Annotated in this window: 20 protein-coding genes; 16 read left to right on the plus strand and 4 right to left on the minus strand. The window is 41.0% G+C overall.

All coding sequences use genetic code 11. The annotated features are described in order from the left end of the window. The 7 genes from BUB28_RS02510 to BUB28_RS02540 all read left to right on the plus strand — a co-directional run bounded on the left by BUB28_RS02510 (position 1) and on the right by BUB28_RS02540 (position 5,219). Positions 1–771 carry a thiazole synthase gene (locus BUB28_RS02510; protein ID WP_072948370.1) on the plus strand — a complete coding sequence of 257 codons (771 nt, stop codon included), beginning with the start codon at positions 1–3 and terminating at the stop codon, positions 769–771. Further along, on the plus strand, positions 771–1,253 hold the full coding sequence (locus tag BUB28_RS02515) for a GNAT family N-acetyltransferase (RefSeq protein WP_072948372.1): 483 nt from the start codon (positions 771–773) through the stop codon (positions 1,251–1,253). Before BUB28_RS02510 ends, BUB28_RS02515 begins: the two co-directional genes overlap by 1 nt. Before the next feature lie 83 nt (positions 1,254–1,336). Continuing rightward, positions 1,337–1,954, plus strand: coding sequence for a signal peptidase II (locus BUB28_RS02520; RefSeq protein ID WP_207647072.1), 618 nt, complete (start codon positions 1,337–1,339; stop codon positions 1,952–1,954). Next, the gene (gene thiH / locus BUB28_RS02525) at positions 1,954–3,207 is read left to right on the plus strand and encodes a 2-iminoacetate synthase ThiH (RefSeq protein WP_072948376.1); all 1,254 of its coding nucleotides are present in this window, start codon (positions 1,954–1,956) and stop codon (positions 3,205–3,207) included. The genes BUB28_RS02520 and thiH overlap by 1 nt, the downstream gene beginning before the upstream one ends. Continuing rightward, complete coding sequence (locus BUB28_RS02530) at positions 3,200–3,796, plus strand: thiamine phosphate synthase (protein ID WP_072948379.1); 597 nt, start codon at positions 3,200–3,202, stop codon at positions 3,794–3,796. The genes thiH and BUB28_RS02530 overlap by 8 nt, the downstream gene beginning before the upstream one ends. A 4-nt stretch (positions 3,797–3,800) precedes the next feature. After that, complete coding sequence (gene thiE / locus BUB28_RS02535) at positions 3,801–4,436, plus strand: thiamine phosphate synthase (protein ID WP_072948381.1); 636 nt, start codon at positions 3,801–3,803, stop codon at positions 4,434–4,436. 12 nt (positions 4,437–4,448) lie between these two features. Then, positions 4,449–5,219 carry a TatD family hydrolase gene (locus tag BUB28_RS02540; protein WP_072948383.1) on the plus strand — a complete coding sequence of 257 codons (771 nt, stop codon included), beginning with the start codon at positions 4,449–4,451 and terminating at the stop codon, positions 5,217–5,219. A gap of 200 nt (positions 5,220–5,419) precedes the next feature. On the opposite strand, the gene BUB28_RS02545 is transcribed toward BUB28_RS02540, so the two are convergent. Continuing rightward, a complete protein-coding gene (locus BUB28_RS02545; RefSeq protein WP_072948385.1) occupies positions 5,420–5,893 on the minus strand; it encodes a TspO/MBR family protein in 474 nt (157 codons plus the stop codon). 56 nt (positions 5,894–5,949) lie between these two features. Further along, positions 5,950–6,612 carry a metallophosphoesterase family protein gene (locus tag BUB28_RS02550; protein ID WP_072948387.1) on the minus strand — a complete coding sequence of 221 codons (663 nt, stop codon included), beginning with the start codon at positions 6,610–6,612 and terminating at the stop codon, positions 5,950–5,952. Positions 6,613–6,966: 354 nt separating this feature from the next. Between BUB28_RS02550 and BUB28_RS02555 the strand changes: the two genes are divergently transcribed. Next, complete coding sequence (locus tag BUB28_RS02555) at positions 6,967–8,283, plus strand: D-alanyl-D-alanine carboxypeptidase family protein (RefSeq protein WP_242939915.1); 1,317 nt, start codon at positions 6,967–6,969, stop codon at positions 8,281–8,283. Between the two features lie 38 nt (positions 8,284–8,321). On the opposite strand, the gene BUB28_RS02560 is transcribed toward BUB28_RS02555, so the two are convergent. After that, on the minus strand, positions 8,322–9,059 hold the full coding sequence (locus BUB28_RS02560; RefSeq protein ID WP_072948391.1) for an N-acetylmuramoyl-L-alanine amidase: 738 nt from the start codon (positions 9,057–9,059) through the stop codon (positions 8,322–8,324). A gap of 167 nt (positions 9,060–9,226) precedes the next feature. Between BUB28_RS02560 and BUB28_RS02565 the strand changes: the two genes are divergently transcribed. Next, positions 9,227–10,078, plus strand: coding sequence for a prephenate dehydrogenase (locus BUB28_RS02565; RefSeq protein WP_072948393.1), 852 nt, complete (start codon positions 9,227–9,229; stop codon positions 10,076–10,078). Here the strand turns inward: BUB28_RS02565 and BUB28_RS02570 are convergent. Continuing rightward, on the minus strand, positions 10,071–11,021 hold the full coding sequence (locus BUB28_RS02570; RefSeq protein WP_072948395.1) for an RluA family pseudouridine synthase: 951 nt from the start codon (positions 11,019–11,021) through the stop codon (positions 10,071–10,073). The genes BUB28_RS02565 and BUB28_RS02570 overlap by 8 nt on opposite strands. Positions 11,022–11,230: 209 nt before the next feature. Between BUB28_RS02570 and BUB28_RS02575 the strand changes: the two genes are divergently transcribed. The 7 genes from BUB28_RS02575 to BUB28_RS02605 all read left to right on the plus strand — a co-directional run bounded on the left by BUB28_RS02575 (position 11,231) and on the right by BUB28_RS02605 (position 24,850). Continuing rightward, complete coding sequence (locus BUB28_RS02575; protein WP_081373349.1) at positions 11,231–12,847, plus strand: glycoside hydrolase family 25 protein; 1,617 nt, start codon at positions 11,231–11,233, stop codon at positions 12,845–12,847. Between the two features lie 64 nt (positions 12,848–12,911). Then, complete coding sequence (locus BUB28_RS02580; protein WP_072948398.1) at positions 12,912–16,247, plus strand: PD-(D/E)XK nuclease family protein; 3,336 nt, start codon at positions 12,912–12,914, stop codon at positions 16,245–16,247. Between the two features lie 2 nt (positions 16,248–16,249). After that, positions 16,250–19,882: a helicase-exonuclease AddAB subunit AddA gene (gene addA / locus BUB28_RS02585; RefSeq protein ID WP_072948401.1), complete on the plus strand. Its 3,633-nt coding sequence runs from the start codon at positions 16,250–16,252 to the stop codon at positions 19,880–19,882. Positions 19,883–20,068: 186 nt separating this feature from the next. After that, positions 20,069–21,133: a D-alanyl-D-alanine carboxypeptidase family protein gene (locus tag BUB28_RS02590; RefSeq protein WP_081373350.1), complete on the plus strand. Its 1,065-nt coding sequence runs from the start codon at positions 20,069–20,071 to the stop codon at positions 21,131–21,133. A gap of 62 nt (positions 21,134–21,195) precedes the next feature. Then, a complete protein-coding gene (locus BUB28_RS02595; protein ID WP_072948406.1) occupies positions 21,196–22,167 on the plus strand; it encodes a D-alanyl-D-alanine carboxypeptidase family protein in 972 nt (323 codons plus the stop codon). Between the two features lie 76 nt (positions 22,168–22,243). Next, positions 22,244–23,380 carry a D-alanyl-D-alanine carboxypeptidase family protein gene (locus BUB28_RS02600; protein ID WP_072948408.1) on the plus strand — a complete coding sequence of 379 codons (1,137 nt, stop codon included), beginning with the start codon at positions 22,244–22,246 and terminating at the stop codon, positions 23,378–23,380. A gap of 135 nt (positions 23,381–23,515) precedes the next feature. Further along, complete coding sequence (locus tag BUB28_RS02605; protein WP_072948411.1) at positions 23,516–24,850, plus strand: glucose-6-phosphate isomerase; 1,335 nt, start codon at positions 23,516–23,518, stop codon at positions 24,848–24,850. The last annotated feature ends 62 nt before the right edge of the window (positions 24,851–24,912 follow it).

Raw genomic sequence — 24,912 nt, forward strand, 5'->3', positions numbered from 1 at the left:
ATGAAAGAAGATAAATTAATAATCGGAGGACATGAGTTCTCTTCACGTTTTATACTTGGTTCGGGAAAGTATTCCCTCAGTCTCATCGAGGCTGCTGTAAAATATGCGGGAGCTGAGATAATCACACTTGCTGTACGCCGTACAAACTCTAAGGAGCATGAGAATATCCTCGATTATATCCCTAAGGGAGTAACTCTTCTTCCTAATACCTCAGGTGCAAGAAATGCTGACGAAGCAGTCCGCATCGCTCGTCTTGCCCGTGAGCTCGGCTGCGGAGACTTTGTAAAGATCGAGATAATGCGCGATACAAAGTATCTTCTCCCCGATAATCAGGAGACTGTACGTGCTACAGAGATACTCGCAAAGGAAGGCTTCGTTGTAATGCCTTATATGTATCCTGATCTTAATACTGCCCGTGATCTTGTGAACGCAGGTGCAGCTTCCGTAATGCCGCTTGCTTCTCCTATAGGCTCAAACAAGGGACTTGCCACAAAGGATTTCATACAGATCCTTATAGATGAGATCGACCTGCCTATAATCGTTGATGCAGGTATCGGCAGACCTTCACAGGCTTGTGAGGCTATGGAAATGGGAGCAGCTGCGGTAATGTCAAATACAGCTCTTGCCACAGCAGGTGATCTTCCTGTTATGGCTGAAGCTTTCAAGCAGGCGATCGAAGCAGGAAGAAAGGCTTATCTGTCAGGTCTTGGAAGAGTTCTTACAAGAGGTGCAGCACCGTCTGACACACTTACAGGTTTCCTTCACGACTGATGATACATCTTGAAGAAGTAAACGGCGGAAATATATGGGATATTCTTGAACTCAGTGTTGATGATAGTCAGAAAAAGTTTGTTGCCGACAATAAAACAAGCATCATTGAAGCTTATGCAGCCATTACAAGCGGCGATCATGTATTTACCTTTGGCATATACGATGACAAAACGCCTGTAGGCTTTGTCATGATAGGCTTCGGAACTGATGAATACTGGGAAGATCACCCGAAAATAGCCGAAAACAATTACAATATATGGCGTTTTATGATAGATAAGCGTTTTCAGCATAAGGGATACGGTAAGGCTGCGCTGCGGCTTGCACTTGATTTCATCAGAACGTATCCATGCGGCAGAGCTGAAAAGTGCTGGCTGTCATATGAGCCTGAAAATATCATAGCTCAGAAGCTGTATAGTTCATTTGGCTTTGTGCCGAATGGCGAAAAAGACGTTGACGAAATAATTGCAGTACTCGATCTGTAGATCAATTCATTTTAGTAAAGGATACATTACAAACTATGGAAGAGAATAAGTTTTCATTAAAGCATTATCTTGTATTTTTTATTATGCCGTTATTTTCAGCTGTATTCTACCTGAAGTATATGAAAAGCGCAGAAAGAGTGATAGGGCTTCTGATGTATGTGTTTATATGCGTTATTATTTCGGCTTTATTATGGAAAGCAGTTTCGGTCGTAAGCTCTCACTTTGATATCAGGAAGTTAAATGTTACCGTTATTACAGCAGCGGCGCTTGCTGCAATTGATCATCTCATAAAGCTTGTGTTAAGCAAAACCGGATTTGAGACAAGTATCATAGGCAAATACCTGATGATAAAGCACTCGCACAATCTTAATCAAAACGGCATATTTAATCACTTGAATATAGAGACATCACAGCTGACCATGATATTTTTTAAAGCAGCTATACTTGCAGCCGTTATATGTTTGTATAAGATTTTCAAGTCTGAAACAGCAAGAAAGGCGTATGTTTTTGTTGCTGCATCAGCTTTGGCAAATTTTTTAGACACACTTTTTTACGGCTATACCTTGGATTACGTATATTTTTACAAAGTCATGACCTATGATCTTAAGGATTTTTATGTAGATGCAGGTTGGTCGGTAATATTTATGCTTATATTCATAAATGAAATAAAGAAGTCAAAAGAAAAAAAGAAGGTAAATTAATGGAAAATCATTATTTTGTGGACTCGGATAAGCTCTCCGAGGCTGCACTGAAAAAAAAGCATATGCTTGAAACAGATCCCTCGTCACGTACAAACCATATGGAGTACATGGAGGGCATGGAGCGTATAAAGTCCGATATTATGTATAAGGTAATGACTGAGATGAAGAATTACGACTATTCTCAGTATACCGCCCGTGATGTAAATGCAGCTCTCAACCATGAGACCTGTACCGTTGAGGACTTCAAGGCACTTCTTTCTCCTGCTGCGGAGCCTTTCCTTGAAAGAATGGCTCAGAAGGCAAAGCTTGAGACACAAAAGCATTTCGGTAACACGGTATACCTGTTCACACCTTTATATATCGCTAATTACTGTGAGAATTACTGCGTATACTGCGGTTTCAACTGCTACAATGATATCAAGCGCATGAAGCTGAATATGGAGCAGATCGAGCATGAAATGAAGGTAATTGCTGACAGCGGCATGGAGGAGATACTCATTCTTACAGGTGAGAGCCGTGCTCAGAGCAGCGTGGAATATATCGGCGAAGCCTGCAAGCTTGCAAGGAAGTATTTCCGCATGGTCGGTATTGAGGTATATCCGCTGAATACTGATGAATACAAGTACCTACACGAATGTGGTGTGGACTATGTTACCGTATTTCAGGAGACATACGACAGCGACCGCTATGAACAGCTTCACCTTATGGGACATAAGCGTGTATGGCCCTACAGATTTGAGGCTCAGGAGCGTGCTCTTATGGGCGGCATGAGAGGCATTGCCTGTTCTGCACTTCTTGGACTTTCAGATTTCAGAAAGGACGCTCTTGCAAGTGCTCTTCATGTATACTTTTTACAGCGTAAGTATCCGCAGGCTGAGATATCTCTTTCATGTCCGAGACTTCGTCCTATCATAAACAATGATGAGATAAATCCACTTGATGTACATGAAAAGCAGCTTTGTCAGATACTCTGTGCATACAGGATATTCCTGCCATTCTGTGGTATAACCGTATCTTCCCGTGAAAGCGAGTCTTTCAGAAACGGTATCGTAAAAATTGCCGCAACTAAGGTCTCGGCAGGTGTTTCCACAGGTATCGGCGACCACGAAAGCAAGTACACAGGCAAGGAAAGCGAAGCCGCTGAGGGCGACGAGCAGTTTGAGATCAACGACAGCAGGAGCTTCGACAAGATGTATAAGGATATGTCATCGGAGGGACTCCAGCCTGTGCTGAATGATTATCTCTATGTCTGATGTCATCTGTGTTACAGCACGTAATCTGTGTGAGGGAGATTTTTTGCAGCAGCTTGACAGAATAGCAGCTGCTTCTCCGAGAAGGATAATACTCAGGGAAAAAGATCTTTCCGAGACGGATTACAGGATACTTGCAGAAAAAGTGATAAATATATGCCGTAAATATGGTACAGAGCTTATGCTGCACTATTATTGGAAAGTGGCAATAGAGCTTGGCTGGAAAAATATACATCTTCCTCTGTATATACTGAGAGAGCTTTCTGATGATGAAAAAAGCAGTTTTGAATGTATAGGAGTATCCTGCCATTCTGTTGAGGACGCACTTGAAGCACAAAGGCTCGGAGCAGGCTATATTACCGCAGGTCATGTTTTTGCTACTGACTGCAAAAAGGGACTTGCTCCGCGTGGGCTTGATTTCCTGAAAAGTGTTTGCGAAAGCGTGAGCATACCTGTCTACGCTATCGGAGGTATCTCACCGGATAATATCGGACTTGTCCGCAAGTGCGGTGCAGCAGGCGGCTGTGTTATGAGCGGATTTATGAAATGTGCCGAACCGTCGGAATACATCAGTAAATTTGAAAAGAAGTGATAAAATGAAAATAGAAAAAAGTGATCTACTCCTTTATGCTGTTACAGACAGAGGCTGTCTTAAAGGAAAAAGTCTTGAGGAAGCTGTTGAGGAAGCTATTCTCGGCGGCGTTACCTGTGTACAGATGAGAGAAAAAAAGGCTTCCGAGGAAGAAATGATAGAGGAAGCGCAGAAGCTTTTAAAAATATGTCACAAGTACAATGTACCGCTTATTATCAATGACGATTATAACGTTGCTCTGAAAAGCGGTGCTGACGGAGTTCATGTTGGTATTGAGGACGCTCCTGTTGCTGAGATACGCAGGATAGCCGGGGAGAACTTCATTATAGGAGCTACCGCAAAGACTGTTGAGCAGGCAAGGCTTGCCGAAAGCTCGGGAGCTGATTATCTGGGCGTTGGTGCAGTATTTCCTTCACCGACAAAGACTAATGCAATAAGGATAACTCCGCAGCAGCTCACAGAGATATGCGGCTGTGTGAATATACCTGCTGTTGCCATTGGCGGCATAACTGCTGAAAATGTGCATGAGATCAAAGGCTGCGGCCACAGTGGGATCGCAGTAGTTTCGGCTGTGTTCGGTGCATATGACGTAAAAGCGGCAGCCGAGCAGCTGTGCAGAGCTGTACGTGATACATTTTGATGAGGAAATAATATGAAATACTATGATATAGGACTTAATCTGTTCTGCAAGCAGTTCAGAGAGCCCGAAAAGATTATTAATGATGCAGCGGCTGAACAGATGGGCTGTATACTTACAGGAGCGGATATGAAAAGCAGCGAAGCTGTAAACAGCTTTGTGAAAACACATGAGTGCTTTGGTACCTGCGGTATCCACCCTCACAGTGCTGACAGCGCAAGGGCTGAGGATTTTCAGCGTATCCGTGAGATAGTCTCGACTAATGACAAGATCGTTGCTGTGGGAGAATGTGGACTTGATTTTGACCGTATGTTTTCTACGCGTGAAAATCAGATACGCTGCTTTGAGCATCATATAAAGATAGCAGAGGAGCTTGATAAGCCTTTGTTTTTACATGAACGGGAGGCTGCCGACGACTTTATCCAGCGTTTCAGAAAGCATGGTGACATCTGTAAAAGATCGGTAGTTCACTGCTTTACAGGTGATAAAGATACACTGAAAAGATACCTTGATATGGGCTTTTATATAGGTATCACAGGCTGGATATGTGACGAAAGACGCGGTGGTGCACTGCGTGAAGCTGTAAAGCTTATCCCGCTCGACAGAATAATGGCAGAGACAGATGCTCCGTACCTTACTCCGCGGAATATCAAAGGGCTTGACCGCACAAATGTACCGCAGAATATCAAGTATGTTGTGGCTGAGCTTGCAAAAAATATGCGTGTAAATGAAGAAGAACTCACTGTGGCATTGCAGGAAAACACAAAAAGATTTTTCGGTATATAAAAACTGCACGGTAAATTATTACCGTGCAGTTTTTGCTTATTTGCAAATTCCAAATAATTTGCAGATCATATTCCAGATGTTATTGCAGCACATAACGATTACCTCCTGTATGTATTGTCCCTTTCGGGATAATTATATTATATCAGGAGAATATAATTAAATCAATATTAAAACAATGGAATAAATTTATACATATTATGTCAGTTAAGGATATATACACCTATCGCAAGATAAGATGCGAACATTAGCCATAAAATATACGGAATATTCAGTCTTGCAGCGGTTTTGTTTATTCTTCTGAATGACAGCGCCATTATTATGACAAGAGCAAGGAGCAGGACAGCTGTAACTGCTGCTGCTTTTAATAGCCTGAAACGGAAGAATATTATGCTCCAGGAGAAGTTTACCGCAAGTTGAGCGAAGTATAGCTTCAGTGCTGTCGCTTTGCGTATCTCGCTGCCTTTATCATTCCATATAAGATATGCGGATATGCCCATAAGTGCGTAAAGAACAGCCCATACAACAGGGAAAAGCCACGAAGGCGGCGACAGGGGAGGACGTATATTTTCAGCGTAGAATGAACTGAAATTTCCTGAAAATAGTGCTGACAATGCTCCCACAAGCTCTGCTGTCACAATAAAGATAAGCAGATCCGTAATTTTGATTTTTTTCATAGCAATACCTCTCTTTTCTGATAGTATATACTATGTCGGATCTGCTCGTATTATGATTATCTTAGTTGTATAACGCTGTTGAATACAGCGCGGAATTTAAGTGGGATAAGCTTGTCGATGTGACATTTTCCGAAAAACCATTCTCTGTATTTACAGGTCCTGATTATCTCTTCAAAAAAAGCATGGACTTCAAGACGTTCAAGTACGTCTACCCCAAGGCATTCCTTTAAAGAAGCAGGCGGCTCATGGGTGATGATATAGTCAAACTTATAATTGTTTTCACGCAGACGAGCTATGCCTTCCTTTATTTCCTCGTGTGAGGGCTGCTCGCGCTCCCACCAGTCGTTATCACGCCTGAATTCGATATCCTGACTGTGACCGCCGCCGAAAGTGAATATCTTTCTTTTCTCGATAGTGTAGACCTGTCCGCGCAAGAGATGAATGATATTGGGCGCGATCATATGTACTTTTCCGCCCTTCCATTCCTCCGTCGGGTATTTTTCGAGCAAATCGAAGTTTTCATGGCAGCCGTCAAGAAAAGCAATGGTAAAATTCTTATCCGCAAGCTTTTTCAGTGCAGCCTTCTCCTGTTTTGAATTGTCCCATAAAAAGCCGAAATCTCCCGCAATAATGAGAGTATCTCCTCGCCCTAACTTTTTCATTTCAGGGCTTTTAAAGCGGGTAATATCTCCGTGGGTGTCTCCTGTAACGTAGATCACATTAAAAACCTCCGTTCTTCTGTTCTTTTTTTCAGCAGCTTGTTTTTTTCTATGCTGCTATCGTTTTGTATATTTCTATTGTAGCACATTTTATTGAAAAGGTAAAGGGCATAGAAAAATTTTTCAGAAATTTAAAAAAAATTTCTTAAAACCCTTTTAAAATGCAAAATTATCTGGTATAATAGAAAACAGAGTCTCTATGAATGACATTAACGTGCGTTTTGCGCTTGAAATAAAGGAGAATATATGAGAAAGTTTTTATGTGCGCTTGCAGCAATAATAATTATTTTGCCGTTCATGTGCAGTTTACGGTCTAAAGCCGTTAGTTTTCCGCTTCCGTCAAATATCAGTATTATGAGTGAATCGGCTGTACTTGTAAATCTTGATACAAAAACCATAATACATCAGAAAAATGCGGACAGAAAACAGATGCCCGGACCGTTGGTCAATATTATGACAGCTGTTGTCTGTATAGAAAATTATCCTGATCTGAATAAAGAGATCACAATAGATGAGTCGGTATTCGAGTATCTTTACAATATACAGTATCCTGATGATCTGAGATTTGCCGAGATACTTGACGGTGATGTTCTTACGATGTCTGATCTGCTTTATGCGATGATGCTTACTTCCTCTGTTGAAGCAGCCGAGACTATTGCATATCATGTAGGTGACGGAAATACCGCAAGGTTTGTTGAGATGATGAATGAGAAGGCAGCCGAGCTTGGGCTTAATGATACACACTTTACAAATCCTACAGGTATGTACGATCCTAATCAGTATACCACTGCTAATGATATGGCAACACTTACCATGTATGCACTCGGTGTTCCTTATTTTGAGAATATTTCCACGACATATTCGTATACTCCGTCAGTACCTAATACAAAAAGTCACCCAAATCAGTCTGACGAATGGGTATGGACACATTCAAATCTTATGATGGAGCCTGACGGCAATTACACCTACAGCGGTGCCAAAGGTATAAAAACAGGTAACCTTGAACTTGCAGGAAGAAATATCGTTACTATGGCAAGCCGCGACGGAAACAAGTATCTTGTGGTTCTTATGAAATCACCTTTGAACGATGCTGACGGTGAAACGACATATTATCACATAACAGATTCAATGGCTCTGTTCAACTGGGCGTTCAATCATTTTTCATATCAGGTAATTCTCGCCGATACAGCTGAAGTCGGTGAACTTCCTGTGGAGCTTGCAGAGGGAAATGATTATGTTCTTGCGCGTCCGAAGGAAGAATTTACGCTGCTCTGGTACGATGATATAGATATTTCGACCATAAGCCGAGATAAGATAGTATGGTACAAGAATTCGCTGCAGGCACCTGTAGCAAAGGGCGAGCCTCTCGGTAAGGTCACACTTGAATATTCGGGAGAAGAACTCGGAACTGTTGAGATAGTCGCAGTAAGCAATGTTGAACGCTCAACTTCAAAATATAATATTTATGCGGCAAAAATGTTCCGCAAGTCCAAGTGGTTCAATAAGGCACTTTTGGTATCCTTCCTGCTGTGTGCGGTATACATCCTTATATGTATATATTCGTATATAGTATTCAAGAGCAAAGCCAAGCCAATGAAGCCTATATATGCCGTTCCAAAGATGAATGACAAGAAGAGACGCAGACGTCCGCCGCAGAATAAAGATGAATAAAAGTGAAATACCGTACAGTTTTTCTGTACGGTATTTTTTTACAGCGTAATGAATCGGCTGCTTGAATAGCCTATTATACCATTATAATTTACCACGTACCAGCCGTCTGAAGCTCCGTTTATCATGACCTTTGCACCGTCAGGCATGATGCCGATAACATTTCCCGAAAGTCCGGGATAATCTCGTATATTAAGATTACTTCCGTCGGTAGTTACAGTACCCCAGCGTACTGCTCCTGTGGGAATGAATGGGATACCGAAGTAATCACACAGTGAATTGGCAATGTTTTGTGCTATAGCTTCAAGATTATTTTTCAGCCATGCTTCATCTGCATAATTATCGTGATATCCGAGCTCACAGAGCACGGCAACAGCCTTTGTTCGCAACACTTCGCCGAGGGAATAGGTGGGGACAGCTCTAACCTTGTCAGGGAGAGGGTATATTGATTTAAGGTTATTGGCGATTATGTTGGCAAGCTTTTCACTCAGTGAGCTTTTGGGGGCATAGTAAATGTCTATTCCTCTTAGTTTGCCTGCAAGATTTTCAGGGGCAGCATTTGAGTGAAGTGCAAGATGAACGTCGTAACTTCCTGCATTTGAGTCTGATATAGCACCTGTAACATTGCGAACAGGATCATTCCGTACAAAGCTTATTCCGCATGAGCGCAGATACGGCTCTAATCTGTCTGCAAGCAGATTCATATACAGTTCTTCATTGCCGTCAGTGGCGTATTTATTCCATTCCTGTGTGGAAGGGCTCAAAAAGACCTTTGGCATAAAATCATTCCATTCTGATTGTTTTTGAGATTGCTCTCATAGTATTTTATGCTGAGGTTAAGCAAATTGTTATCATATCAATGGAAAAAATGGCTGTATGCTATTGACTTTTCACTTTTAAAGCGTTATACTTTAAATGGATAAAAGAACAATGGAGGAATGTTATTATGAAAATTCTTGTTGTCGGACTTGGACTTATAGGCGGCTCGTTCTGTAAGGCTCTTAAAAAATATACTTATCATACAGTTGTTGGCTGTGACCTTAACCATGATATAGAAAATGCGGCACTTCGTGACGTAGCTCTCGATGAAGTCTTTGACGGTAATTATCAGGGTTATGACCTTATCATAGCAGCTCTTTTTCCGGAAGGAACAGAGAGATTTTTCAGTGAGCACGCTGCTGAAATAAGCAAAAACACCCTTATTACCGATGTTTGCGGTATAAAGGGCGCATTTTCCGAGCGTATGAAAAAAATTGCAGAGTCTAACGGACTCAGATATGTAGGTATCCACCCTATGGCAGGTAAGGAATTCGGCGGATATTACAACAGCACAGCCGATCTTTTCGTTAAAGCTAATTTTATTGTTGCACCGTTCGAGGACAGCAGAGAAGAGGATACCGAATTGCTGAAAAAGCTTGCAGGTGAAGTGGGAGCAGGCAAGATAGTTGTAACAACTCCCGAAAATCATGATAAAATGATAGCTTATACTTCTCAGCTTGCTCATATCGTTTCAAGTGCCTATGTAAAGAGTCCTGAGCTTGGACTTGAATGTGGTTTCAGCGGCGGCAGCTTCCAGGATATGACACGTATAGCTACTATGAACGAGAAGATGTGGACAGACTTGTTTATGCAGAACAAGGAAAACCTTCAGTATGAGCTTGATATGCTTATCAAAAATCTTATGAAATACAGTGATGCGCTGAAAAGCTCAGATGCAGAGACAATGCGTGCTCTTATTGCAGAGGGCAGAGAGCTTAAAGAGGAAAACCTCAGACACAGAGTTGGTCAGCCTAACTAAAGAATTTCTTTTCAAAGTCAGGCTTCGGAGCTTTTAACTCCAAAGTGTTGAGATAGTGCATATCCGAGGTCTTGGGAATAAGGAATTCAAGTGAATAGGCGCAGAGTGCCTGACGGAATACACCGTAACGCTTATTTGCGGCAACAGAGCCGTATTTTCCGTCACCGAGCAGAGGTGCACCTATATGTGCAAGGTGGGCGCGTATCTGATGAGTACGTCCCGTATAAAGAGTTACTTCTACAAGGGAGAGAGTACCTTTTTCCGAAAGTACGCGATATCCTGTCTTTATAGGCTTATAGCCGTCAACAGGCGAGTCAGAGATCTTTACGAGATTTCTTGACTCGTCTTTTTGATGATATGCAGTTATGATATCCTCTTTTTGCGGGAGCCTTCCTACAGCTATGCAATGGTATATCTTATGTACATTTCCCGAACGTATAGCTTCGTTTATCTCTCTGAGAGCGCAAGCAGTTTTTGCAGCGGTAACAAGTCCGCAGGTATTTCTGTCGAGGCGGCTGCACAGGGCAGGTGCGAAAGAGCTTTCAGTGTCGGGGAGATATTCCTTCTTATTGTACAGATAGTGCTTTATTTTGTCTATCAGAGTATCTGTCATAGGGCTTCCGTTTGAATGAGAGTCGAGGCCTACAGGTTTGTTTACGATAAGTACGTTTTCGTCCTCATAGACTATTTCAAGCTCAGGAGAGCATTTCAGAAAGCTCATATCATGTTTTTTCTCGGCTGATACCTCGTCTTTGACATAAATAGTTATAATGTCACCTGTATTGAGTCGGTCTGATATATCGCATCTTTTACCGTTGATCTTTATGTCTTTTTTGCGAATAAGTCGATACATCATACTTTTAGGGAGGTCCGGGAGAGCTTTTGCAACAAATTTATCTATTCTCTGACCACTGTCATTGTCATTAATTACAAATTCTTTCATTTTTCAATCACCTAAATGTTACAAAAAAGTATCTATAAGTTACAAAAAAAAATCCTGTTTTTCTTCATACCTTACAAAATTTAATGTTTAAACCTGCTTTTTTAGCTTTAGAGGTTGAATTTTGCATGGAAAAATGTTATAATAAACAAAATTGAAACGTACGTAAGGATTTCTTTTTGTGACGTTTATGAGAAGGAGTTAGATCAGCCATGGGCAAATTAAAAAGCTTGCTTTCAGTATTGATCACCGGTACTGTTATATGTTCGGCTACAGCGTTGCAGGCTTTCGCTGCGAACGAACCTATTACTGATATATATGATAGCACAATTTTCAATGAAAGTAAAGAGTCTGACAGTGAAGGCATATCATCAAATGTATGGGCTGTCGGCAGTTCATCTGACATTAAAACGGACGTTACTGAGCCGGTTGTTGAGGCGGTGTCAGAAACACCGTTCAATGTGTTTGATATTTATGATGCACACCAGAAGTACGTAAAGCTCCATTCGGGAGATCCCGAGCTTATGTACAGAAAATCCGAGGGCATCGACGTTTCCTACGCACAGGGAAAAATAGACTGGAAGGCTGTAAAGGACAGCGGAATAGATTTCGCTATAATCAGGGCAGGCTACGGAAATGCTAAAAAGTATCCTAATCAGATAGATACCTGGTTCAAGTACAACATCACCGAGGCCCAGAAGGTGGGCATGGACATAGGCATCTACTGGTACAGCTATGCTTATGATGTTGAGGCTGCACGAGATGAGGCAGAGGGCTGTTATCAGATAATCAAGGATTATAACATTACATATCCTGTTTATTTTGATATCGAGGAGGAAAAGCATAAAAAGCTTTCTGCTGCCGAGGTTTCCGCAATAATCGATACTTTCTGTTCTACGATAGAGTCGAAGGGATATCATGCAGGTATCTACAGCTTTACAAGTCTGCTTTCGACTAAGGTATATAAGCAGGTACTTGACAAGTATGCTGTATGGGTAGCTCACTGGAACGTTAATGCGCCTGCTTTCTCAGGCGATTACGGTATGTGGCAGTATAATGCGGTAGGAAGAGTCAATGGTATAAGTACAGATGTTGACCTTGACCACTGCTATATCAACTATCCTTATATTATTTCACCTGATACTTATAATCCCGACGGAACAGAGACAAGTATTTCTCCTGTGCAGTACCCTGCATCGACAGAAAAGGTAGTTGCAAAGGGAATAGATGTTTCTGTATGGCAGGCTAAGATAGACTGGGACAAGGTTGCAAAATCCGACGTTGATTATGCTATAATCCGTGCTGGCTACGGTAATCTTTCTTCACAGAAGGATAAATATTTCGAGGCGAATATCGAGGGTGCCGCAAAGGCAGGCATCGACTGCGGCGTTTACTGGTATAGTTACGCATCATCTCCCGAGGACGCTGTTCTTGAGGCAGAGGCTTGTTACGAGGTAATAAAGAATAGAAAATATGCGTATCCTGTATATTACAGTCTTGAAGATGTCTGTCTGAATTCTCTCAGTAACAAGGCGCTTTCGGACATTGCAAAGGCTTTCTGCTCCACTCTTGAAAAAAAGGGCTATTACGTGGGAATAAAGAGCAATGTGAACTTCCTCAGCACAAGACTTGATGAATCCTTATTCAAGTCATATGACGTGTGGGTAGCTCACTACGGCGTTTCAAAGCCCGGTTTTAATAAAAACTATAATATGTGGCAGTATTCAAGCACAGGCAAGGTAAACGGAATAAACGGGATTGTAAACTGCGATTACGCATATATCAATTTCCCGAAGGTTATGAAAGAAGCTCACCTTAACGGTTTTTGAGCAATGAAATCCAATATGCATACCGTATTCTGCGGTATGCATATTTTGTATCACAGGAGAAATTATGGTAGAATTCATTATCGGTCCGTCAGGCAGCGGAAAAACGACAAAGATGTTCGGGCGAATAAAAGAAAAGTGTTCTGCTGCTGATAAATTATGTATTGTCGTTCCTGAACAGTATTCACAGGATTTTGATAAAAAGCTGTATTTCTACCTTGGAGCTGAGAATTTCAACGAGCTGTTTTCACTGAGCTTTACAGGACTCGCAAGGCAGCTTTTTCAGATCTATGGTGATCCTGACAGAAAAGGCGAATTTGCTGATGAAATGGCTAAGATGATACTTGTGTATCAGGCTGTTTCATCAGCTTTGTCGCGTCCTGAGTCGCTTGCAAGCTTTCGCAGACAGAGTATGCAGAGCGGTTTTGCCGAGGAGATAACTACACTGATACGGGATATGAAGCGTGCAGGGATAAGTCCTGAAGAGCTTGTGCAGCGTTCACAGCTTCTTGACAGAAGGCTTATGGATAAAACCAATGACGTTGCTGTTATATTCCTTGAATATCAGCGCCTTATGGAAGAATACGGCTTTAAAGACGAGCTGGACAATATACGCGAGGCTGCAAATGTCGCAAACCTGAACAGATATTTTTGCGGAAAGACTGTATTTCTTGATGAGTTTGAAAGCTTTACTGCCGATCAGTACGAAATGCTGAAAGTCATGCTTTCTTCTGCCGATAATGTCATTATGACCCTAAGAACAGATGATGTAAACGCGGGTGAATACACTCTCTTTGAAACCGTTAATGATACGTATAGAAAATTATCAGGGATATGTCGTGAGCTGGGGAAGGAATGCAGCATAACTCAGTGCGGTGAATATTACAGGTTCAAAACACCTGATCTTGAATACGTCAGCAGCCGTGCTCTGAGAAATCTTAGAAACGAGCCTGAAAATTCTCCGAAAGCCGAGAATATCCATATATTTGAGGCAAGGGATATGTATAGCGAGGCTGAGTACGTCTGCGCTGCCGTAAAGCATTTACTTTTTGAGGATAATAGCCTCAGATACCGTGATATCGCTATTATCTCCAATGATATCGCAAGCTACTCAGACGTTCTCAAGGCTGCATTCAAAAGATATGATATCCCGTATTTTTTAAGTCTTGAAAAGTCAGTCGATCATACGGCGGTTATGGTCTATTTCCTGACTCTGCTGGACATTCTTTGCAGCCGCAAATTCAGGTCTGAGCAGATATTCAGACTTGTGAAAAGCGGGCTTATTGACGTTTCGCTCACAGAAGCGTCACTGCTTGAAAACTATTGCTACAAATGGGATGTTGACGGTGATATGTGGACTGAGCCGTTTACTGCGCAGGACAATGAGCTGGAGCTTCTCGAAAATATAAGATGCCGCGTAATTGAGCCTGTAATAAAGCTCAGAAAGCGTATTAAACGTGATAAGACAGCCGATAAGATATGTATGCATCTGTACGATCATCTGGTTGAATGTGGTGCAGAAAAGAATACTGCACGTCTTATGGGCGAGCTTATAGATCAGGACAAGGACTATGAGGCAGCAGAGCTTAAAAGACTGTGGGGCTGTCTGATAGACATTCTTGACTGTATAAACGATACTCTTGGAGAACGCGAAATAAGTTTTTCGGAGATAAACAGGATAATAAGGTCCATGATTGGCAGGATAAAGTACTCTGTTCCTCCTCAGACTCTTGATGCTGTAACAGCTGCTTCTGCAAGAATGGCAAGGCTTGATGCTCCGAAGATCGTTTTTGTAATGGGAGCTAATGACGGAGATTTTCCTAATCAGATAAGTCTGCACGGGCTTTTTTCTGAAGCAGACAAGTCTAAGCTTGCCGAACATGGTATAGAGCTTTCAACTCCTTTGTCGGAGCTTATAGCATCTGAAAGACTGGTAGTATATAAAGCTATATCTGCGGCATCGCATAAGCTTTTTATAACCTATCCTCTGTCTGATCTTGCGGGACAGGCTAAGTATCCTGCTCCGCTTATTGACAGAATAATAGGAATGTTCGGTGACAGCTCAATAAGAAAAAAAGATGAGGATATTCCTGTTGAATTTTATGCTGTTACTCTTCATTCTGCGTTTTATCACTATATGCAGGAGCGAAACGTCAATGATACTTCGGTTGCGTCTATAAAAAGTCTGCTTATGAGCGACAGCGAGTACAGAAGAAGGCTTTCTTATGTTTTCAGCAGAGGAGATCGCTCTCAGAATTATAAAATAGACAGAAATATCATGGAGAAGCTACAGGATTTTGAGCCTTTAAAGCTTTCTTCAACAGGGCTTGAAGAGTATAATCTTTGTCATTTCAAGTATTTCTGCGATAAATGCCTCAGATTAAGGCTTAACGAAAAGGTAAGTCTTGATGCAAGGATAGCAGGAGAGCTTACTCACGAGTGTTTTTACGGTATTCTCGGTTCACGTACAAAGCGTGATTTTATAAATATGTTATATGATGAAGTGAGAGATGAGATAAACAGGTGCGCTGAAAAGTATAAAAACGAGACTCTGGCAGGAGACTTCGGAAAAGATGCGAAATTTGAGCTTATCTTCAATAAGCTTACCGAACGAATGTCAGATGTATTCCTTTATACTCAGCAGTCTCTTATGGCTTCTGAATTTGTGCCCCATGATTTTGAACTTGATCTGCGGGAAAGCCATTCCGTAGTCCTTTCGTTCGGCGATAAAAAGAAGCTTAGCTTTGGCGGAATAGTTGACCGAGCCGATGTGTGTAATATAAACGGTGAGGATTACCTCAGGATAATTGATTACAAAAGCAGCCGCAAGGAGATAACTGCCGAGACTCTTGCCTGTGGTATCAATATGCAGATGCTGCTTTATCTGTTTGCCTCCACAGATAAGGGCGGACTTTATGAAGGCTATGAGCCTGCGGGCGTTCTTTACTCACCTGTAAGGATTTCAGACGTTCATCTTGAACCTCATAAGGTCTCATCAAGAAATAATGGTGCGGTAAAGTCCTCTCTTAAAACAAGCGGACTTGTGCTGGGAGACATTGATATCCTTGAAGCTATGGAAACAGATGTAGGAGGAGAGTTCATACCGGTAAAGCTTGATAAAAACGGAGTTCCCGACAGAAATTCCTCCTGTGTTTCGTCAGAGGGAATGACACTTCTGAGAAATTACACGTACTCAAAGCTGGTAAGTATGGCAGAGTCTCTTCTTGAGGGAAATGCAGAAGCTGAACCGCTTGTTATAGACGGTAAGGTGCCGTGTACATACTGTGAGTATGCGAATATATGCGATAATTCAGAGCTCGAGAATAAAAGAATACCGGATGCGGAGCAGGTTATGAAAGCCGAAGAGATACTCGGTAAAAAATTCAGCGGAAAGGAGGAGTAAGCATGGGCTGGACGCAACAGCAGCAGAATGCCATTGATGCAAGAGATACGTCTCTTATTGTATCGGCAGCGGCAGGAAGCGGAAAAACAGCTGTTCTTACAGAAAGGCTCATAAAGCTTATCGCTGATAAGGACAGCGGTGTAAGAGCAGACAGGATGATCGTTGTAACATTTACAAATGATGCAGCCTCTGAACTGAAAAAAAGACTTGATGTCAAGCTGAGAGAGCTTATAAACGACAGACCTGATGATAAACATTTGCTCAAACAGCAGATACTTCTCCAGAGTGCAAGGATATCCACTATAAACTCCTTCTGTTTTGACCTGATACGTGATAATATGAGCGAAACGGGAATAACATCAGGATTTGCGGTTCTTGATGACAGTGATAACAAGGTGCTCAGAGCACGGGCTATGGACGAGCTTATAAACTATTATAGTCAGAATGAGTACGAAAAAATCTCTTTCATGTATGACAGGTTCTGCATAAAGGACGAAAAAAGGCTCATTGAAGTTATCGAAAGAGCTGACAGCTTTCTTTCGTCTGTTGCTTTCAGGGATAAATGGCTTGATAAGGCTGTAGATATGTATAAAGCTGATTTTAAGGAGTCTTTTTACTTCAAAAGTCTTATGTCAGCTATGATATCAGAGCTTGAAAAAGCACAGAAGGCAGCCGATGACAATATAGGTCTTATCAGCAGGATATTTCCCGATATGTCGTCAGCAGCTGCGGAAAAGTCTTGTGCACTTGCAGAAGATGACTATGATAAGATAGCCGATCTGCTTGCAGTATTCAGATGCTCACGGCTTCCTGATGAAAGTGAATCTGCAAAGGCGTTGGATTTTTCTGATCTGGTGAGGGTAGGTAAAACTCCGCATGATAAAGCTCTGCGTGAAATATACAAGAAAAAGCGTGATATAATAAAAAAGACGGCAGCAAAGGTTATAAACAGTGTTTTATCTGTTGAGAGCGATTACAGGGAATGTGGTGAAGTCACAGTTGTTCTTGCGGAAATGCTGAAAAAGTATCAGGAGCTTATCTGGGAAAAGAAATGCGAAAAAAACGGGCTTTCCTTTGATGACGGCGAAAGATTAGCACTGGAGATTCTTGCGGATACAGATGATAATGGAAATATAGTCAGAAGCGAGATAGCTGAGAGGATAGTTGAATACTATGACATCATAATGATAGACGAGTATCAGGACTCAAACAATAAACAGGATCTGATATTTAAGTTGATCTCAAAGGATTTTCGTACAGATGAAAACCATGAGCCCTTATATGGCAGCAATGTATTCCTTGTAGGCGATGTAAAACAGTCTATTTATCGTTTCAGACTTGCAAATCCAAAGAATTTTATAAATACGCTTCACAGATCCGAGAGCTATTCGCCTGATAACGATTGTAAAAATCAGGCTATAAGTCTTAATAAGAATTTCAGAAGCTCGCCTCAGGTAATCGATTTCGTGAATTATGTTTTCGGACAGATAATGTCTGAAAAGTGCGGTGATATAAATTATACTGATAATGAGAAGCTTTATTTCGGAGCTGAACAGTATTCGGACAATAATTCATCACATAGGCTTACACATTTTGCATTTATAAATGATGATGCAAGTGAAGAAGATGAAGATGAAAAGATAAATGCTGAAGTAGTGTATACAGCAGGGAAAATAGCGGATATGATCAGATCTGGAGTGTCAGTTACAGATAAAGACGGTTCGGAACGTCCGTGTCGCCCTTGTGATTTCTGCATACTTGTAAGAAATAATAAGTATATAAATATTTATGCTGAACAACTTAATAAAAACGGGATCCCTGCCAAAGGAAGTGAAGAATCGGGATATCTGAAGGCAAGAGAAATAGCTGTGCTTATTGATCTGTTAAGGGTTATCAGTAACCCTATACAGGATATTCCTCTTGCAGCTGTTATGACTTCGCCTATGTATATGTTCAGTATAGAGGATATAGCTGTAATACGGTCGTATGACAAGAAAAGAGCACTTTTCCCGATAATCAGAGGGATCGCAGACGGTGAATATCCTGAATGTGATGATATGTTCCTTCGTGAAAGATGTATGGATTTTCTTGAGTCTATAGACGCATTCAGACTTGACTCCGTAACAATGACTATAGGCGAGCTTATAGGCGAGATATATGATTCTACTGACTTTATTTCGGTTATGCAGCTTTACAGTGACGGAGAAAAGAAAAGAGCTAATCTTCGTGCGCTTATACAGTATGCTCAGAATTACGAAAGCACGGCTGCATTTGACGGTTCAGGCGGTCTGAATGGTTTCCTGAGACATCTTGACAGAGTAATGGATAACGGTGACTATGCACAGGGAAAGGTTGCGTCGTCATCAGGTGACTATGTGTCTGTTCTCACTATGCACAGATCAAAAGGACTGGAATTTCCGTTTGTATTTATTGCTGAAACATCGGTCAACTTTCAGTTCGACTCTAAAACTGTTATGTGCAGTCCTGACGGACGCATTGGATATGTATTGTATGATCCGATTCTGTACAGGAAATACAAGACCTTCCAGCAGGTAATGCTGTCCGCTGAAGAGGAGCGCGATACAAGAAGCGAAGAGATGCGTCTTTTATATGTCGCACTGACAAGAGCAAAGCAGCAGCTTTTTATAAATCTTAAATGCGGCGAAAAGGCGCTTAAAAGAGTGAATTCTATTACAGAGAGCTGTATACTGCATAATGGCGATATCCGGGAAAGTGTAAGCGAAGCAAAGAGCTTTTCTGATTGGATATGGTCAAGTATGATCCGTGATGAGCTGTTTGCAGAAGTTGCAGAGCATTATGAGATAGAAAATGTTGATGCTAACAGCAGATTAAGAAATGATAAAAAGCTTTTTGAGTTTGAATTTGTTGACAGCATAGATGTATCGGATACGGAGCAGGCTGAGGAAGCAGATGAAGCAATACCAGATGAAAAAACAATATCGGATATGAAAGAGATAATATCATATAAATATGATAAGACTCTTTCTGAAACTCCTGCCAAACTCAGCGTTACAGAAATAACGAAAAAGCTTAAAAACAGCAATGAGATATTTGATTTTAAACTGAAGCGTCCTAAATTCAAATCCGCAGGTTCAAGACTCAGCGGTGCTGAAAGAGGTACGGCTATACATACGTTCTTTCAGTACTGCAACTTTGATAATGCAATAAATGATACAAGCGCCGAGATAAAGAATGTAATGAATAAAGGATATATATCATCGCCGGAAGCTGAGTCGATAAATATCGAAAATGTTAAAGCGTTTTTTGAAAGCTCTCTGTATAAACGTATATGTGCAGCAATATCATATGTCCGAGAAAAGAAGTTTATGGTAGCAGTGTCACAGCTTGATACAGATAATGAAGCTCTTGAAAAGCTTAAACATTCCGACGGTATGATAAAAGGAATAATCGACCTGATGTTTGAAGAAAAAGATGGCATAGTTATCGTGGATTACAAGTCGGACAGGGGAGTGTCGCTTGAGAAGCTGCGTGAACGGTATTCTATGCAGCTTAAACTATATAAAGCAGCTATTGAGCTTACAACAGGCAAGAAAGTTAAAGAAGCGTTTTTGTACTCTTTTGAACTGAAAAAATATGCTGCGGTAGAAATATAAAAGAAAGTCCCTGTTGCAATTTGAGCGGCAGGGACTTCTTTAAAATTATCTGAAAATTATTTTTTGGCATTTTGTATTATTGAACGTGTGCAAATTTGTGCAAACTGTAGATTTTGCAAATTTTGTTGACATAATATAAATATTGTATTATAATGGAAAATACAGAGATAAAATTTGAGGTGTAGAATGAACAAAAGAAGGAAGCAATGGCGCAATGCTAACTTGATGAAAGCAGGCACAGCGTTTTTCCTTTTAGTTCTTATATTTGGCGGAATTACTGCTGCAATGTATCTGATAAAGCATGACGGGCGTACTGTTCCTGATAGTGCTGTATCAGACAGCTTTGTTGTATGTACAGGCGAATTGTCTGATATTTCCGCGGCTACTACAGAACAAGCAGGAGAAGCGGTGGTGCCTTTTATTATTTCCCCTGAAAAGACGGACAAGTCTAAGGAATTTACAAAGGATTACGACGCTAAAAATGCTATCCTGATAAATGTTGATGACAGTAAAGTGATCGCCTACAGAAATGAACAAATTAAACTGTATCCTGCGTCGCTTACAAAAATAATGACGCTGATCGTTGCTGTCGAAAATATAGATGATCTTTCAGCTACCATACCGATCACATATGATATGGTGGCACCTTATATTGCTCTGGACGCTTCAAGAGCAGGTTTTGAACCTGATGAAACTCCGTCACTAAAGGATGTTCTTTATGGTATGATTTTGTGCTCGGGGGCAGATGCTTCACTTGCAGCAGCGGAATATGTTGCAGGAAGTGAAGAGGCGTTTGTCAGGCTTATGAATGACAAATGCAGGGAAATAGGCTTAAAAAATACGCATTTTACAAATGTTGTGGGACTGCATAACAAAGATAATTACAGTACAGCCGAGGATATTGCTATGATGCTTGAATATGCAATACAAGATCCCGTCTGTCGTGAGGTCCTTTCAGCAGTTGAGTATAAAGTTCCGCCTACAAAACAGAATCCCGAAGGGCTTACATTTGAAAGTACGCTTTTCAGCAGAATGTATGGTGATGAAATGCCCGGGGTAAAGATAATCGGCGGAAAAACCGGATTTACAGATGAAGCAGGAAACTGCATGGCGACTTTTGCAGAGATAAACGGAAAGAAATATATACTCGTGCTCTGCGGAGGCAAGACTAATTGGAACAATATATATAATACGTTAAGCGCGTACAGCGTTTACTGCACAGGCGGTAAAGCATATACGCCGCCTGAATAAATATAAAAAAGCAGAACATAGGCGGCTTTTAGTGTAGAACAAACCCTTGGAGGATATGAACAATGAGTGAGACAAAGAAATGCAGGCTTAGAGTAGGCCGTGTTTTTCTTGCTATGGTTTTAACAGCAGGAACACTTTTCGGTGCTGATACTATCAGAAGGAGTCTTGAAAGTCATCAGCCGTATAATCTTACGATACATGGCGATTTTCGCAATTCAGAGGATAATGCTGAGCCGTTGACCGGCAACAGCCTTTCATACGGAACAACAGATGAAGCAACTACAGCTTTTGAAGGTATAAAATATCTGGGATATTCAGAGTTTGAATTATCAAAGGACGATATATCAAAGGGAATCCTTTCTGTTTATACAGATAAGGCTCCTGCAAGTGTGAGTGATCAGGGACATATGGTCGACCTTGCAGAGGAGAAAAACGAATTTTATTCTATTGTTGATGAAAAGTCATACCTTCTTAACAAAGATGCAGCAGGTGCCTTGAACCGTATGATGGAAGATTATGCAAACGAAATAGGTCTTGCAGATTTTATGGTTTATGGAACAACTGATACATTTACAGGTGAAGATTCACTTTGCCCTAAGAAATTTAGCGAGTCTAAAGCTGGATACTGTGTTGATCTTGCTTTAAATGCGTACGGAAATGTTCTTGAATACGATGGCTGTGACGCTGAAGGCTGGGTAGTAGAGAATTGTTGGAAGTACGGTTTTGTAGTTAGATATCCTGAGGGTAAAAAGGAAAAAACGGGCAATGAGTATTGTCCTTGGCATCTGAGATATGTAGGCGAGGTCCATGCTGCTATTATGTCAAGTAAGAAGATGTGCCTTGAAGAGTATGTTGATTATCTTGAGCAGTATACTTTTGAGGAACCGTATTCTTTTACATTTAATAGCGAATCATACCAGATATACAGCGTTTCCGGTAATGACGACAGACTTGAAACAAGAGTGCCTATTTCAGGCAATTATGAGCTGTCAGGCGATAACAGGAATTCGTTTATTATAATGCAGAAAAATTGATTTTTCGGAGCAGTTTATACTGCTCCTTTTTCATTTTGTGAGATATATCTGCATATTATTACCTGAGGTGATATTTATGCGGATATTCTTCAGGGCGATAATACTATTTCTGTGTGTTGGGATTGCTTTCACATTTATAAGTGCAGATATATCGGATGACTCCGAGCCTGCTGCTTACGTGCTTATAGAAGCGGATACAGGAACTGTTCTTGATGCAAAAAATGAGAATATCAGAACGAATCCGGGTTATCTTACAAAATTAATGAGTATTCTTGTTACAGCGAAATGTATTGAAAAAGGAGAGCTTTCTGTTAATGAGATACTTACAGCGTCTGAAAGTGTAAGCGGGACCAATGGCTCGGTCGTATGGCTTCAGAGCGGAGACAAGATGTCTGTTGAAGAACTTCTGAAGGCTGTTATCATAGGTAATGCCAACGATGCTGTAACTGTTCTTGCAGAGCATATTTCTGGGAATATTGATGGCTTTGTAATGGATATGAATGCAGAGGCTTTTGAGCTTGGACTGCGTGATACGTATTTTGTTTCACCATACGGTTATGCTGATGAAAGCAATTATACTACTGCACATGATATGGCGGTTATATGTGCGGAGCTTTCAAGATTTGATTTTTTGGAGCCGTATTTTAAAATCTGGCGGGATTTTATTAAGAATGGTCAGGTAGAGCTTGTGAGCGAGAATACTCTTACAAGGGATTATGGACCGCATATCGGCTTTAAAGCCTCTCACTTCAAAGAAAATGGATATTTTTTAGCTGAAGGTGGCAGAAATTCAAGTGGATATACCTTTATAACTGTTGTTTTTGGAGCCCAGAATGAAGAACAGTCTTTTAAAAAAGGAAAAGAGCTTTTGAAAATGGCTTTTTCTGGATATCGAGTCGTTTCAACGGAATTTCCCGAAGAAATGCTTGTGCCGCTAAAGGTGAAAAAAGGTGTAGAATCGGCTGTTGAGATCGGAATAAAAGAGCAGGGAAAGGCAGCTGTTGCTAAGGAAAACAAAGAGATCAGGGCAAAGGTTGTTATTCCTGAGTATATTTCTGCCCCTGTAAAGGAAGGGCAGCCCATTGGAACAGCAGCCTTTTTTAATGGTGATACACTTGTTTTTGAGACTGATATTATAACCAAAAGCAGTGTACCTGTACTTACCTGGGACTATGTGTTAAAGCAAATGATGTATAAAATGATAGAAAAATAACGCTGAAATTGTTAGAATTTTACAAATGTTGAAAATGTTATGTAAAGGTACTTGAAAAAAAATCAAAAATATAGTATCATAAAGATGGTAAATTATATTTGTATGGCTTTCCATACATATTGGAGGTAAATTTTAATGTCATTAAAACTCAACACCAAATACTTGAAGGACTTCGTCAATGCTGACGAACTTGCAGGAATCAAGGCACAGGTAGAGGCTGCTGCTCAGTCTCTTCAGAACAAAACAGGTCTTGGCAATGACTTCTTAGGATGGGTGGATCTTCCTACAGCTTATGATAAGGAAGAATTTTCTCGTATAAAGGCTGCTGCTGAGAGAATAAAGAAAAATTCCGATATTCTTATTGTTATCGGTATCGGCGGTTCATATCTTGGTGCAAGAGCTGCTATTGAGCTCCTTAAATCGCCTCTTTATAACAATATGAAGAAGGATACTCCTGACATCTACTATGTCGGAAACAGCATCAATCCTGCATATCTTAATGAGATAATTGCTCTTTGCGAAGGCAAGGATTTCTCTGTAAACGTTATCTCTAAGTCAGGTACAACTACAGAGCCTGCACTTGCTTTCCGTATCTTCAAGAAAATGGTTGAGGATAAATATGGCAAGGAAGAGGCTAAGAATCGTATCTTTGCTACAACTGACAAGGCAAGAGGAACTCTCAAGAACCTTTCTGATACAGAAGGTTATGAGACATTCGTTATCCCTGATGATGTAGGAGGACGTTTCTCAGTTCTTACAGCTGTTGGTCTTCTTCCTATTGCAGTAGCAGGCTGTGATATAGATGCTCTTATGAAGGGCGCTGCTAAGGCACAGGCTGATTTCTGCGCTGATTTTGATAATAATGACTGCTATAAATATGCTGCACTCAGAAATATCCTTTACAGAAAGGGTAAGTCAGTAGAAATGCTTGTTTCTTATGATCCGAGCTTTGTTATGATGTCTGAGTGGTATAAGCAGCTTTTCGGCGAGAGCGAAGGCAAGGACAACAAGGGTATATTCCCGTCAGCAGCTGTATTTTCAACTGATCTCCACTCAATGGGTCAGTATATACAGGACGGTGCAAGAATACTCTTCGAGACTGTTGTTGATATAAAGAAGCCAAAGACTGATCTTTTCCTTGAAGCAGATGCTGAGAACCTTGACGGTCTTAACTTCCTTACAAATCAGAATATGTCCGTTGTTAACAGAAAGGCATTTGAAGGTACTGTTCTCGCTCATACAGAGGGCGGAGTTCCTAATATCATTCTTGAACTTGACGACACAACAGAAGAAAGCGTCGGCTATATGATCTACTTCTTCGAGAAGGCTTGCGCAATTTCAGGCTATGTACTTGGTGTAAATCCATTCAATCAGCCGGGTGTTGAGAGTTATAAATCAAATATGTTCGCTCTTCTCGGTAAACCGGGATATGAGGGAGCAAAGGCTGCTCTTGAAGCTAAGCTTGGCTGATAGGTCTGTTTAGCTCATAATGCAAAACTAAATACGTCATAAATGCCGCAAGGCACGGAAGG

The sequence above is a fragment of the Ruminococcus flavefaciens genome (assembly GCF_900143025.1).
Taxonomy (GTDB): domain Bacteria; phylum Bacillota; class Clostridia; order Oscillospirales; family Ruminococcaceae; genus Ruminococcus; species Ruminococcus flavefaciens_I.

Coding starts and splice junctions, on each gene's coding strand:
- BUB28_RS02575 (WP_081373349.1), top strand. CDS start 11,231: ATGGGCAAATTAAAAAGCTTGCTTTCAGTATTGATCACCGGTACTGTT.
- BUB28_RS02590 (WP_081373350.1), top strand. CDS start 20,069: ATGAACAAAAGAAGGAAGCAATGGCGCAATGCTAACTTGATGAAAGCA.
- BUB28_RS02545 (WP_072948385.1), bottom strand. CDS start 5,893: ATGAAAAAAATCAAAATTACGGATCTGCTTATCTTTATTGTGACAGCA.
- BUB28_RS02515 (WP_072948372.1), top strand. CDS start 771: ATGATACATCTTGAAGAAGTAAACGGCGGAAATATATGGGATATTCTT.
- BUB28_RS02560 (WP_072948391.1), bottom strand. CDS start 9,059: ATGCCAAAGGTCTTTTTGAGCCCTTCCACACAGGAATGGAATAAATAC.
- BUB28_RS02530 (WP_072948379.1), top strand. CDS start 3,200: ATGTCTGATGTCATCTGTGTTACAGCACGTAATCTGTGTGAGGGAGAT.
- BUB28_RS02520 (WP_207647072.1), top strand. CDS start 1,337: ATGCCGTTATTTTCAGCTGTATTCTACCTGAAGTATATGAAAAGCGCA.
- BUB28_RS02570 (WP_072948395.1), bottom strand. CDS start 11,021: ATGAAAGAATTTGTAATTAATGACAATGACAGTGGTCAGAGAATAGAT.
- BUB28_RS02580 (WP_072948398.1), top strand. CDS start 12,912: ATGGTAGAATTCATTATCGGTCCGTCAGGCAGCGGAAAAACGACAAAG.
- BUB28_RS02595 (WP_072948406.1), top strand. CDS start 21,196: ATGAGTGAGACAAAGAAATGCAGGCTTAGAGTAGGCCGTGTTTTTCTT.
- BUB28_RS02555 (WP_242939915.1), top strand. CDS start 6,967: ATGAGTGAATCGGCTGTACTTGTAAATCTTGATACAAAAACCATAATA.
- thiE (WP_072948381.1), top strand. CDS start 3,801: ATGAAAATAGAAAAAAGTGATCTACTCCTTTATGCTGTTACAGACAGA.
- BUB28_RS02605 (WP_072948411.1), top strand. CDS start 23,516: ATGTCATTAAAACTCAACACCAAATACTTGAAGGACTTCGTCAATGCT.
- BUB28_RS02510 (WP_072948370.1), top strand. CDS start 1: ATGAAAGAAGATAAATTAATAATCGGAGGACATGAGTTCTCTTCACGT.
- BUB28_RS02540 (WP_072948383.1), top strand. CDS start 4,449: ATGAAATACTATGATATAGGACTTAATCTGTTCTGCAAGCAGTTCAGA.
- BUB28_RS02600 (WP_072948408.1), top strand. CDS start 22,244: ATGCGGATATTCTTCAGGGCGATAATACTATTTCTGTGTGTTGGGATT.
- BUB28_RS02565 (WP_072948393.1), top strand. CDS start 9,227: ATGAAAATTCTTGTTGTCGGACTTGGACTTATAGGCGGCTCGTTCTGT.
- thiH (WP_072948376.1), top strand. CDS start 1,954: ATGGAAAATCATTATTTTGTGGACTCGGATAAGCTCTCCGAGGCTGCA.
- addA (WP_072948401.1), top strand. CDS start 16,250: ATGGGCTGGACGCAACAGCAGCAGAATGCCATTGATGCAAGAGATACG.